Genomic DNA, 11,653 nt, shown 5'->3' on the forward strand with positions numbered 1-11,653 from the left:
AGCCGCAAGTGTACGGAAACCGCCCGTCGCATTCCGGATGCGGCGCGGGGGAACAGCAGAAGGCCCGGTCACCGTGCGGTGACCGGGCCTTCCTGAGCGAGATGCTTACGCAGCCTTGGGGGCCGAGGTGTCGGCCGGGAGCGCCTTCTTCGCGGCCTCGACGAGGCCCGCGAAGGTGGCGGGCTCGTTGACGGCGAGGTCAGCGAGGATGCGACGGTCGACCTCGATGCCGGCCAGGTTCAGGCCCTGGATGAGACGGTTGTAGGTCAGGCCGTTCTGGCGCGACGCGGCGTTGATGCGCTGGATCCACAGGCGACGGAACTCGCCCTTGCGAGCGTGACGGTCGCGGTAGGCGTAGACGAGCGAGTGGGTGACCTGCTCCTTCGCCTTGCGGTAAAGGCGCGAGCGCTGGCCGCGGTAGCCCTCGGCGCGCTCCAGGATGGTCCGACGCTTCTTGTGTGCGTTTACTGCGCGCTTGACACGTGCCATTTCTGTACTTCCTTAAACGTTCGGGGCCGGGCTCAGCTGGCGAGCAGGCGCTTGATGATCTTGGCGTCGCTCTTCGGGAGGACCTGGTCCTCGTTGAGGCGACGGGTGCGGCGGCTCGACTTGAGCTCGAGGTTGTGGCGCATGCCGGCCTGCTGCTTCATGACCTTGCCGCTGCCGGTGACCTTGAAGCGCTTCTTGGCGCCCGAGTGGGACTTCTGCTTGGGCATCTTGTTATTCCTTCTCGTTCGTCGCCTGGGGCTGAGGGGCCTCAGCGGGCGAGTCGTTCGTGTCCTGCGCGCGTGCGTCGGCTTTCGCCTCTGCCCTGCGCGCGTTGGCCTCGGCCTTCGCCTCCGCCTTGTTCTTCAGCGGGCCGATGACCATGACCATGTTTCGACCGTCGATGGTCGGGTTCGATTCCACAGAACCGAATTCCGCGACATCCTCGGCAAATCTCTGGAGCAGGCGGACGCCCTGCTCGGGGCGGGACTGCTCACGACCACGGAAGAGGATCATCGCCTTCACCTTGTCCCCCGCCTGGAGGAAGCCGATGGCGCGCTTCATCTTCGTCTCGTAGTCGTGCTTGTCGATCTTGAGGCGGAACCGAACCTCTTTGAGGATCGTGTTCGCCTGGTTGCGCCTGGCCTCTTTGGCCTTCTGCGCAGCCTCGTACTTGAACTTGCCGTAGTCCATGATCTTCACCACGGGCGGCTTGGAGTTCGGGGCGACCTCAACGAGGTCGAGGTCCGCTTCCTGCGCCAGGCGCAGGGCGACCTCGATCTTCACGACACCGATCTGCTCGCCACTGGGGCCGACGAGTCGCACTTCGGGGACGCGGATGCGGTCATTGGTACGGGGATCGCTGATGCGTAGCTCCTCTGTTAGAGAACTTCCGGCTGCCTTGCGCAACGAGAGGAGAACGACTTTCACCGCGACGCCCGCGCACCTGCGCGTGCAATCACTCGGCACACCCCCAAGAGCTTGCGCCCTGTGCCGGCGAGCCGGCCTACCGGAGAACCGGCGGAGGGTATCGACCCGGTAACCTGTTGAGGCGGTCAACGCGGGTGGGAAAGAGATTCCACTTTCGTTCCGGCGCACTGAGACACCGGAGCCAGTGATCGAGTCTACCAGACGGCGCTGCCCCGACGAAGCACGCATGAAAGCAGGAAGATGAGCGACCTCGAGGATGCCACGCGAGACATCGCCGAAGTGCCGGCAGCCGAACTGATCACCACGGTGTCCGTTCACTTGATGAGCGCAGCCGCGGTCAAGCTCGGTCTCGCCGAGAACGGCGAGAAGGACCTCGATCTCGACGAGGCGCGGAAGCTGATCGACGCGCTGGCCGGTCTCGTGACGGCATCCGCCCCGCATATCGGCGACCAGCACGCCCGACCGCTGCGGGACGGGCTGCGCACGCTGCAGCTCGCCTTCCGCGAGGCGTCGACCTTCCCGGACGAGCCGGGCAAGGGACCCGGCGAGAAGTGGACCGGCCCGGTCAACTGACCCCTTATCTGAGGATCGCCGCCGATCCCCCGGCGATACCTAGGTCCTTCGGCGCTCGCGTCCGGGTTCCTGCCAGACGACCCGGTTAGCGTCATCGACGTGGGTAGGCGACAGGCTCTCGGGTGGCTCGGTGCGGCCGTCTGCTCTGTCGCCCTCGTCATCGCCGGCGGCCTCGTTCTGAGCAGCGTCGCCGTGCACCGCTACCTTCAGGCATCCGCCTCGCAGCTGCAGAGTGGCGACGCGCGCGACACCGGCGCCACGCCGCTTGCCGCCGAGGTCGCCAGCCTGCAGCACACCGTCTCGGCGCTCGAGTCGATGCCCGGGGTCGCTGCGGCAAGCAGCACCGTCACCACCGGCTCGCACGCGAAGACCGTCAGCTACGACGTAGCCGTGACAATGGATGCCGACGCCACAGCCGCGGAGAGCACCGACGTCGTCTACGCCATGACTCAGCAGCTGCGCAACGGGCGAGTGAACCTCGAGCTCACCCTGCCGGCGAACGCGCGGCACGCGGCATCCGTCATCGAATACCGAAATGCGTTCGACACGCCGGTCGCGCGCTCCACGGTCGAGTCGGTCTCCCGCGCGGTCGAGGTCGCTGCTTCCGTCCCCGGCGTCACGTCGGTCCACGTGACCGTGCCCTACACCTGGAACCTCGCCTCAGGCGACCTCGATGTCGAGATGGCCGGCGATGATTCGAGCGGCAGTGCCGCGCTGCGTCATGCACTCGCGCGCACCGCGCTGGCCGACGTCGACTGGTCGGGCACGGGTGCGCCGGCGTCACCGAGCTCGTCCGGGCGCACGAAGGCGCCGAGCGTGCCGCCCGCGCCCGCCCCGACGACGTCGCCGGATGTCGATGATTCGCCGACCTCCCCCGCGGTGAGCGATTTGCCGACGCCCGACTCGCCTGTTCCGACCGCCTCGGCGACGCCGACCGCCCCGCCTTCGTCGGGCGGCAGGCACGGCTCGCACTAAGGCTCAGTCGCGCTCGCGCCGTCAGGCCCGAACCAGCTGAAGGGCGAGCGAATCGACGCTCGTCGCGATCGCCGGCGAGGCCGCCCAGCGAGACGACAGCCGCGAGGTCAGCGCCTGCAGCGCCGCCTGATCGAGCCCGTCACGCAGCCGCAGCCGGATCGCCAGCTCCGCCGCCCGCATCCGGTGCTGCGGGTCGCCGGGGATGAGCTCGAGGCCCAGAACGTCGGGCTCATCGGCTCGGGAGCGCTCGAACGCCGCGCGCACGGCCGGGTCGCGCTCCGGCGACCGCCACGGTTCGCCTTGGGCGAGGGCGAAGACGGCGGGCCGACGCAGCACGAACTCGGTCGGGCTCGCCGGGTCGATGACGATCAACTCCGTCTGCTCGCTCACCGCGGCGAGAGCGACGCGGGGACCGGCCGCGGGGACGGGCCGTGCCTGGGGATCCCAGGCCGCGAGCGTCTGCACCGAGGTGAAGGCAGGCAGGACCTTGCGGCCGTCGGGCCCTGCGACCGTGACGATCGAGAGCTCCTGCGTCTTGTCGACCAGGTGACCGTCGGCCGCGACGCCGACCTCGCCCGCGTGGGCGAGCAGCGGGATGAGCACGCGTGCGGAGCGGAATGCCTCGACGACGTCTTCCGGGCGGGCTGTGCCGGCGGCGAATCCGTTCAGCGCATGGAGAAGCGCGGGATCTGCAGAGCCGTCATCGGCCGCCGCCGGATTCGGCGTGAAGCTGCGGCCGGCCCACGGCTGGCCCGCGGAATCCGTCGGCGCCGGATCGTTGCGGCCACCGTGGTGGCCATGGTGGCCGTCGCCGACGCCGTTGTGCGACTCAGGCGCCGGCGACACCGAGCGCCTCGGTCAGCGTGAAGCGGCCCGAATAGAGGGCCTTGCCGACGATCGCCCCCTCGATGCCGTTCGGCACCAGTGCGCGCAGCGCCGCGATGTCGTCGAGACTCGAGATGCCGCCCGAGGCCACGACCGGCTTGTCGGTCTTCGCCGCGAGCTCGGTGAGCAGCTCGACGTTGGGGCCGCGCAGCGTGCCGTCTTTGGTGACGTCGGTGACGACGTAGCGGCGGCAGCCGGCATCCTCGAGGCGCGAGAGCACCTCCCACACATCGCCGCCCTCGCGGGTCCAGCCGCGTGCGGCGAGGGTCGTGCCGCGCACGTCGAGGCCGACAGCGATCGCCTCGCCGAACTTCCCGATGACGGCGTCGGCCCAGTCGGGGTTCTCGAGGGCGGCCGTTCCGAGGTTCACGCGCGTCGCGCCGAGTTCGAGGGCATGCTCGAGCGACGCGTCGTCGCGGATGCCGCCCGAGAGCTCGATCTTCACGCCCTGCACCTCGCGCAGCACGTCGCGCATGACCGACCGGTTCTCACCTCGGCCGAATGCCGCGTCGAGGTCGACCAGGTGGATCCATTCCGCGCCCTGTTGCGCCCAGTCGAGCGCCGCGTCGATGGGGCTGCCGTAGCTGGTCTCGCTGCCGGCCTCGCCCTGGGTCAGGCGCACGGCCTGACCGCCCGCGACGTCGACTGCGGGCAGAAGGACGAGCTTGGGCGAGGTGGTGGCGTCAGTCATTCGGGTCTCTCTTGTGATGCGTGTGGATCGTTGGGGGCGCGAGCCGGCCGCCGGTGCGCTGATTACTTGCGCAGCGAGTTCACCCAGTTGGTGAGCAGACGGATGCCTGCCTGCCCGGACTTCTCGGGGTGGAACTGCGTGGCGCTGAGCGGCCCGTTCTCGACGGCGGCGATGAACCGCGCGCCGTGCTCGGCCCAGGTGACGCGCGGGGCCGGGAAGGGCGGCTGCGTCTCGAGCCGCCAGTCCTGGGCGGCGTAGGAGTGCACGAAGTAGAACCGCTCCCCCTCGAGCCCATCGAAGAGCACCGAGCCCTCTGGTGCCTCTACCTCGTTCCAGCCGATGTGCGGAAGGACCGGCGCATCGAGTTCGGTGACGTCGCCGGGCCACTCCCCCAGTCCGTCGGTCTCGACGCCGCGCTCGTCGCCATGCTCGAACATGACCTGCATGCCGACGCAGATGCCGAGTACGGGGCGGCCACCCGCCAGCCTGCGCTCGATCAGCTCGTCGCCGCGCACCGACTTGAGCTGGTCGACGACGGCGCGGAAGGCACCGACGCCGGGGACCAGCAGCCCGTCGGCATCCATCACGGCCTGGCGGTCGCGCGTGATCGTGACCGCTGCACCCGCCGCCTCGAGCGCTTTGGCCGCCGAGTGGACGTTGCCGCTGCCGTAGTCGAGGATCACGACCGTGGGGCGCGATGGCGCGTCGGTCACAGGGCGCCCTTGGTGGATGGGATGCCGCTGACCGCGGCGTCGAAGGCCTTCGCCTGGCGGAAAGCGCGGGCGAATGCCTTGAACTCGGCTTCAGCGATGTGGTGCGGGTCACGCCCGTCGAGCACGCGCACGTGCACCGTGAGAGCCGCGTTGAAAGCGATCGCCTCGAAGACGTGCCTGACCATCGAGCCCGTGAAGTGGCCGCCGATGAGGTGCAGCTCGAACCCGGCGGGCTCGCCGGAGTGGACGAGGTAGGGCCGGCCGGAGATGTCGACGACCGCCTGCACGAGCGCATCATCGAGCGGCACGAGCGCGTCGCCGAACCGGCTGATGCCGCTCTTGTCGCCGAGCGCCTGGCGGATCGCCTGACCGAGGACGATGCCGGTGTCTTCGGCGGTGTGGTGGACGTCGATGTGGGTGTCGCCGGTCGCGCGAACGGTGAGGTCGGTGAGCGAGTGCTTGGCGAAGGCCGTGAGCAGGTGGTCGTAGAACGGCACAGCGCTCTGGATGTCGCTGCGCCCGGTGCCATCGAGGTCGAGGCTCAGCTCGATGCGCGACTCACTGGTCTCTCGCGTGATGGAGGCGGTGCGGGGGCCTGCGGTCATGCGCTCAGCCTACTGGGGCGCGCTCGGATGTTTCCGCGAGCGGGCTGCCGTGACGCTCGACGTAGCGAGCCATCGCGTCGAGGAACTCGCTCGTCTCAGACTCGGTTCCCGCGGAGACGCGGAGGCTGTTCGGGATGCCCATCTCACGGATGATGATGCCCTCCGCCAGCAGCTCGTCGAACACCTCGCGCGGGTTGGCGACGCGATCGAAGAGGACGAAGTTGGACCACGTGCGGTAGGGGTGGAACCCGAGCGCCGTCAACTCGGTGACGATGCGGTCGCGCTGCACCTTGATCTCGTCGACCATCGCGAGCATCTCGCGCGCGTGGGCGAGCGCCCCAAGCGCCGCCGCCTGCGTCAGCGCGGACAGGTGGTACGGCAGCCGGACGAGGCGGAGCGCGTCGGCGATGGCGGGGTCTGCCGCGAGGTACCCGAGTCGGACGCCCGCGAAGGCGAACGCCTTGCTCATCGTTCGCGAGACGACGAGGCGCTCACGACCAGGCAGCAGCGTGAGCGCACTCGGCTCACCGGCCGGGAAGAACTCGGCATATGCCTCGTCGACGATCACGATGCCGGGCGCCACCTCGTAGACCGCCTCGACGACGTCGAGAGACAGAGGCGTGCCCGTGGGGTTGTTCGGCGAGCACAGGATCACCACGTCAGGCTGAGTGCGGCGCACCCAGTCGGCGGCTCGCTCAGCCGACAGCTCATAATCGGCGTCTCGGTCGCCCGCGACCCACTCGGTGCCGGTGCCGGAGGCAAGCAGCGGATACATCGAGTATGTCGGCGCGAAGCCGAGCACAGTGCGGCCCGGGCCACCGAACACCTGGAGCAGCTGCTGCAGGATCTCGTTCGAACCATTCGCCGCCCAGAGGTTGTCGCGCGTCAGGCCGTGGCCCAGATAGCCGGCCAGCGCGTCGCGCAGCTCGACGAACTCGCGGTCGGGGTAGCGATTCGCGCCGCTCACAGCCTTCGCGAGCCGCTCGAGCACGTCGGCCTGCACGTCGTCGGGGATGGGGTGAGTGTTCTCGTTGACGTTCAGCTCGACCCTGACATGCTTCTGCGGCGCGCCATACGGCTCACGGCCGCGCAGGTCGTCACGGATCGGGAGGTCTGAGAGAGACGTCACGCCTCTATCGTAGGCGGCGCCTTGACAGGCCTCCGCTTGAGCTACCTCGCGTACTGCGCGGGGATCGCGAGCGATTCGCCGGGCGTCACGACGGTGCTCTGCAGCCCGTTCATGTCAACGATTGCGTCGATCACTTCACGCGGGTCGGCGTGAGGGGCGACACGCTCGGCGATCTGCCACAGCGACTCACCTTGCGCGACAGTGACGTGCTCGACGCTGCCGTGTGCGGTCGCCGCCGACGGCGCCTGCGCGGACGCGGCCCCGGTGCTGACGCCGAACCAGAGCGCGGCGGCCAGCAGAGGCGCCGACGCCAGCGCGACCAGCGCGAGCCTGCCGCGCCGGGTCACACGGAGTCGCGAGCGAACCGCCGGGCCGGGATGCGCCGGCGTGCCGACGGGCCGTCGCACGTTGAACGCTGCCCTCGCGGACGTGTGAACAGTGAAGCTGCTCATCTCAACCCTCAACCTTCGTCACCTGGTTCGGAACGCCTGTTCGATATTTCGGACGCTTACGAACCTATCTTCGATCTAAACTTGATGCAAGCCCCGCATGATTCACGAACTTATCCACCGGTTTCGGCGACTCGCTCGAACAAATCCCCTACACAGAGGGGGTTTGTCGCTAGTGTGTGGCTCACTGGTGGAAATGCAACCAGCGACCACTGACATTGGGGATTTGACGTGACCACAGATGCCGTCAGCGCCGACACCGGCGCTGCACCGAAGCGCCGTACCCGCCGCCGCAAGAACCTCAGCGACAAGCAGCTCGCGATCCTCGACGTGATCAAGAAGTCGCTCGCCGCGCGCGGCTACCCGCCGAGCATGCGCGAGATCGGCGACGCGGTCGGTCTCGCCTCACTGTCGAGCGTGACGCACCAGCTCAACCAGCTCGAGCTCTCCGGCTACCTGCGCCGCGACCCGAATCGGCCACGCGCGCTCGAGATCCTCATCGACCCTCCGTCACCGGCCGAGCAGACCGACGACTTCGAGACCAAGGCGCCCGTCGGCGACGCGATGCTCGTTCCCCTCGTCGGGCGCATCGCCGCAGGCATCCCCATCACCGCCGACCAGCAGGTGGAAGAGGTGTTCCCCCTCCCCCGCCGCCTCGTCGGCAACGGCGACCTGTTCATGCTCAAGGTCGCCGGCGAATCGATGATCGACGCCGCGATCTGCGACGGCGACTGGGTGGTCGTGCGCCAGCAGCAGGACGCCGTGAACGGCGAGATCGTGGCCGCGATGCTCGAGGGCGAGGCCACGGTGAAGGTGTTCCGTCAGCGTGACGGCCACACCTGGCTGCTGCCGCGCAACTCGGCCTTCGAGCCGATCGTGGGCGACGAGGCGGTCATCCTCGGCAAGGTCGTCGCCGTTCTGCGCGCGGTCTGACGCTCAAGCACGTCGGGGGGCCTACGAGGCGGGCTCCCCGACGATGGCCTGCGCCTCGCTCGTGAACTCGGGCGCGATCAACTGCGCATAGCGCGCGTCGTCGATGAGGCCGACGCGCGCAAGCACGGCGAGGGGTACCTCGTGCATGTTCCGCGTGTACAGATGGATGCCTGGCGCCCCGCCTTCGATGAGGCGCTCGGTGAGCTTCGCGGCGAAGTCGATGCCGATCTCGCGCCGACCGGCCTCGGTCGGCTCGACCTCGAGCGCCACGGCGAAGTCGGCCGGTGCTTGCTCGCCCGAGAGCTCGAGATTGCGCGCCAGTCCCGCCGGTGTCGTCACGGGCGTGATCGCGGGCAGGATCGGCAGCTCGACACCGGCGGCGCGCGCGGCGTCGACCATGCGGAAGTAGTCCTCGGCGTGGAAGATCATCTGGCAGATCGCGAGGTTGGCGCCGGCAGCTTGCTTGGCGAGCAGCGTGTCGATGTCCTGCTGCCAGGAGCGGGAGGACGGGTGTCCGTTCGGGAACGCGGCGACGGCGATGGCCGCGCGCTCGCGCCCGTCGCGGTCGACCGTGATTCCCGGCGTGCCCGGAACCGCGACCTCGCGCCACGGCCTGCGCTCGTTCTGGACTGCATGGATCAGCTGGACGAGTTCGGCTGCTGTGCGGATGTCGCCGGGGAAGGCATCCTCAGGTGCGCCGACGGGCAGATCACCGCGGACGGCGAGGAAGCTGTGCACGCCGGCATCCATGAAGGTCCGCACGGTTTCGTGCGCGTGCTGCACCGTCGACCCGACGCAGGTGAGGTGCGCCATGGTCCGCACTCCGGGGTGGTTCTCGATCACGTGCTTCAGCACGTCCAGCGATGCGTCTTGCGACGAACCGCCCGCGCCGTAGGTCACCGAGACGAATTCGGGCCCCGCGGCGACGAGGCGCGCGATGCGGTCGGGCAGCTGCTTCGCGATGTGCTCGGAGCGGGCGGGATGCAGCTCGAACGAGAACGGCACCTTCCTCATGCGCGCGGAGCCGCCTCGAGGCGATACGGCTCGAACGGCGCGACGCGGCTCGGGTCGATGAGCGCCGAGATGCGCGTGCCCTGCTCGGTGTAGCTCTGCGAGGTCACGCGGCCGTGATCGTGGAGCGCCGCGATGATCTCGCCGTGCTCGTAGGGGACGAGCAGCTCGATCGGGACCGAGTGGTCGGGAATCAGGTACGCGATGCGGGCGAGCACCTCGTCGATACCCTCGCCGGTGCGGGCGCTCGCGAAGACGGCGCCGGGCACGAGTCCACGCAGCACGAGGCGGGTGTCGTCATCGATCAGATCGGATTTGTTGAACACCACGAGCTCGGGGATGTCTCGCGCACCCACCTCGCCGATGACGTCGCGCACCGTCTGCAGCTGGCTCGCCGGGTCGGGGTGAGAGGCGTCGACGACGTGCACGATCACGTCGGAGTCCTGAACCTCCTCGAGCGTCGAGCGGAAGGCCTCGACGAGCTGGTGGGGAAGGTTGCGCACGAATCCGACGGTGTCGGCCAGCGTGTACGGTCGGCCGTCGAGTGTCTGCGAGCGGCGCACCGTCGAGTCCAGCGTCGCGAAGAGGGCGTTCTCGACGAGCACTCCCGCACGCGTGATGCGGTTGAGCAGACTCGACTTGCCCGCGTTGGTGTAGCCCGCGATGGCGACCGATGGCACCTCGTTGCGGCGGCGATTCGCGCGCTTGGCGTCACGGGCCGGCTTCATGTCCTTGATCTGACGGCGCAGCTTCGCCATGCGCGAGTGGATGCGGCGGCGATCGAGCTCGATCTTGGTCTCACCGGGGCCGCGGCTCCCCATGCCGTTTCCGGCGCCGCCGACCTGGCCACCGGCCTGACGGCTCATGGACTCGCCCCACCCGCGCAGACGGGGCAGCAGGTACTCGAGCTGCGCGAGCTCGACCTGCGCCTTGCCCTCGCGGCTCTTGGCGTGCTGGCTGAAGATGTCGAGGATCACGGCGGTGCGGTCGATGACCTTCACCTTGACGACGTCTTCGAGCGCACGACGCTGGCTCGGCGCGAGCTCGGTGTCGGCGATCACCGTGTCAGCGCCGAGGTGCGCGACGATCGCGGCGAGCTCTTCCGCCTTGCCGCGGCCGAGGTAGGTGCTGGGGTCGGGGTGCGGACGGCGCTGCAGCAGGCCGTCGAGCACAACCGCCCCGGCCGTCTCTGCCAGCGCCGCGAGCTCGCGCAGCGAGTTCTCTGCATCTTCGAGCGAGCCGCCCGAGTAGACGCCGATCAGAACGACGTTCTCGAGGCGCAGTTGCCGATATTCGACCTCGGTGACGTCTTCGAGCTCGGTCGAGAGTCCGCCCACGCGGCGCAGCGCCGCGCGCTCATCGCGGTCGAACTGCTCGCCGTCGGCGTCGCCGAAGGGTGAGGCATCCGTCGTCGCCTGCAACGCCTGCGCGCGCTGGCCGAACAGGGAATACCCGGCCGCCTTCGAATCGGCGTGCGCGAGAACGCGAGCAACGACGTCGTCGTCGACGCGGCTGTCGTTCTCGGAGGAGGTGGTGTGATCTGAGGTCATATTTGAGGATTAACTCTAGTTCTGTCGGTGCTGTACGTTTCTGACATGTCTTCCGGTGACCACTACTTCAGCGCGTCACCGGGAAGCGACCCGAAGCTGAGGCCTATCGATGTGCGCCTCGCCGGGCGCGACCTCACGGTGACGACCGGCGCCGGGGTGTTCAGCCCCGACCATGTGGACACCGGAACCGCCGTGCTGCTCGGCAACACCCCGGAGCCGCCACCGGGAGGTCATCTGCTCGACCTCGGCTGCGGCTGGGGGCCGATCGCGCTGTCACTCGCGCTCAACTCCCCGCATGCGACGGTGTGGGCCGTCGACGTGAACGAGCGGGCACTCGATCTCGTCAGCCGCAACGCGGCCACCCTCGGACTCACCAACGTCAACGCGGTGCGCCCTGAGGATGTTCCGGCCGACGTGTTTTTCATGACGATCTGGTCGAACCCGCCGATCCGCGTGGGCAAGAACGAGCTGCATAGCCTGCTGCAGACGTGGCTGCCGCGACTCGAGGTCGGGTCGGATGCCTGGCTGGTGGTCGCGCGCAACCTGGGCTCGGACTCGCTGCAGCGGTGGCTCGAGGCGTCGCTGCCGGCGTTCGGCACCACGCGCGCGGCGACCAGCAAGGGCTTCCGCGTGCTGCGCGTGCGCCGGCATCAGGACTGAGACGCCGCCTCAGCCTCAGCCTCAGCCTCAGCCTCAGCCTCAGCCTCAGCCTCAGCTTCAGCT

General features: G+C 68.9%; 15 protein-coding genes. 4 read left to right on the forward strand and 11 right to left on the reverse strand.

The window, feature by feature from the left end:
- Positions 1-105: 105 nt before the first annotated feature.
- The 3 genes from rplT to infC are packed head-to-tail and all read right to left on the reverse strand — an operon-like array spanning position 106 to position 1,311.
- Positions 106-489 (reverse strand): 50S ribosomal protein L20, encoded by a 384-nt coding sequence (rplT, locus tag ABD736_RS12935; RefSeq protein WP_344792273.1) that lies wholly within the window; start codon positions 487-489, stop codon positions 106-108.
- Positions 490-521: 32 nt separating this feature from the next.
- Positions 522-716 (reverse strand): 50S ribosomal protein L35, encoded by a 195-nt coding sequence (gene rpmI / locus ABD736_RS12940; protein ID WP_344792274.1) that lies wholly within the window; start codon positions 714-716, stop codon positions 522-524.
- 4 nt (positions 717-720) lie between these two features.
- Positions 721-1,311: a translation initiation factor IF-3 gene (gene infC / locus ABD736_RS12945; protein ID WP_425555029.1), complete on the reverse strand. Its 591-nt coding sequence runs from the start codon at positions 1,309-1,311 to the stop codon at positions 721-723.
- 345 nt (positions 1,312-1,656) lie between these two features.
- Here infC and ABD736_RS12950 point away from each other — a divergent pair, with 345 nt between their 5' ends.
- Positions 1,657-1,989: a DUF1844 domain-containing protein gene (locus tag ABD736_RS12950; protein ID WP_344792275.1), complete on the forward strand. Its 333-nt coding sequence runs from the start codon at positions 1,657-1,659 to the stop codon at positions 1,987-1,989.
- 99 nt (positions 1,990-2,088) lie between these two features.
- Positions 2,089-2,964 (forward strand): hypothetical protein, encoded by an 876-nt coding sequence (locus tag ABD736_RS12955; RefSeq protein WP_344792276.1) that lies wholly within the window; start codon positions 2,089-2,091, stop codon positions 2,962-2,964.
- Between the two features lie 21 nt (positions 2,965-2,985).
- Here the strand turns inward: ABD736_RS12955 and ABD736_RS12960 are convergent, their stop codons facing one another.
- The 6 genes from ABD736_RS12960 to ABD736_RS12985 form a co-directional block, all read right to left on the reverse strand.
- Entirely contained in the window at positions 2,986-3,810 is an 825-nt protein-coding gene (locus ABD736_RS12960; protein WP_344792277.1) for an SseB family protein, read from the reverse strand.
- Entirely contained in the window at positions 3,794-4,540 is a 747-nt protein-coding gene (gene priA, locus ABD736_RS12965) for a bifunctional 1-(5-phosphoribosyl)-5-((5-phosphoribosylamino)methylideneamino)imidazole-4-carboxamide isomerase/phosphoribosylanthranilate isomerase PriA (protein WP_344792278.1), read from the reverse strand. The genes ABD736_RS12960 and priA overlap by 17 nt, the downstream gene beginning before the upstream one ends.
- A gap of 62 nt (positions 4,541-4,602) precedes the next feature.
- Entirely contained in the window at positions 4,603-5,253 is a 651-nt protein-coding gene (gene hisH, locus ABD736_RS12970) for an imidazole glycerol phosphate synthase subunit HisH (RefSeq protein ID WP_344792279.1), read from the reverse strand.
- Positions 5,250-5,858 (reverse strand): imidazoleglycerol-phosphate dehydratase HisB, encoded by a 609-nt coding sequence (gene hisB / locus ABD736_RS12975; RefSeq protein WP_344792280.1) that lies wholly within the window; start codon positions 5,856-5,858, stop codon positions 5,250-5,252. Before hisB ends, hisH begins: the two co-directional genes overlap by 4 nt.
- Positions 5,859-5,862: 4 nt before the next feature.
- Positions 5,863-6,987 carry a histidinol-phosphate transaminase gene (locus ABD736_RS12980; protein ID WP_344792281.1) on the reverse strand — a complete coding sequence of 375 codons (1,125 nt, stop codon included), beginning with the start codon at positions 6,985-6,987 and terminating at the stop codon, positions 5,863-5,865.
- 41 nt (positions 6,988-7,028) lie between these two features.
- Complete coding sequence (locus ABD736_RS12985) at positions 7,029-7,439, reverse strand: LysM peptidoglycan-binding domain-containing protein (protein WP_344792282.1); 411 nt, start codon at positions 7,437-7,439, stop codon at positions 7,029-7,031.
- A 228-nt stretch (positions 7,440-7,667) separates the two neighbouring features.
- Between ABD736_RS12985 and lexA the strand changes: the two genes are divergently transcribed.
- Entirely contained in the window at positions 7,668-8,369 is a 702-nt protein-coding gene (gene lexA / locus ABD736_RS12990) for a transcriptional repressor LexA (RefSeq protein WP_344792283.1), read from the forward strand.
- A 21-nt stretch (positions 8,370-8,390) separates the two neighbouring features.
- Here lexA and ABD736_RS12995 read toward each other — a convergent pair whose 3' ends face one another.
- Positions 8,391-9,383, reverse strand: a complete 993-nt coding sequence (locus ABD736_RS12995; RefSeq protein WP_344792284.1) for a methylenetetrahydrofolate reductase — start codon at positions 9,381-9,383, stop codon at positions 8,391-8,393.
- Entirely contained in the window at positions 9,380-10,930 is a 1,551-nt protein-coding gene (gene hflX / locus ABD736_RS13000; RefSeq protein ID WP_344792285.1) for a GTPase HflX, read from the reverse strand. Before hflX ends, ABD736_RS12995 begins: the two co-directional genes overlap by 4 nt.
- A 45-nt stretch (positions 10,931-10,975) precedes the next feature.
- On the opposite strand from hflX, the gene ABD736_RS13005 reads away from it, so the two are divergent.
- Complete coding sequence (locus ABD736_RS13005) at positions 10,976-11,590, forward strand: class I SAM-dependent methyltransferase (RefSeq protein ID WP_344792286.1); 615 nt, start codon at positions 10,976-10,978, stop codon at positions 11,588-11,590.
- Positions 11,591-11,653: the final 63 nt, after the last annotated feature.

This window comes from Gryllotalpicola daejeonensis (assembly GCF_039538145.1).
Classification (GTDB): domain Bacteria; phylum Actinomycetota; class Actinomycetes; order Actinomycetales; family Microbacteriaceae; genus Gryllotalpicola; species Gryllotalpicola daejeonensis.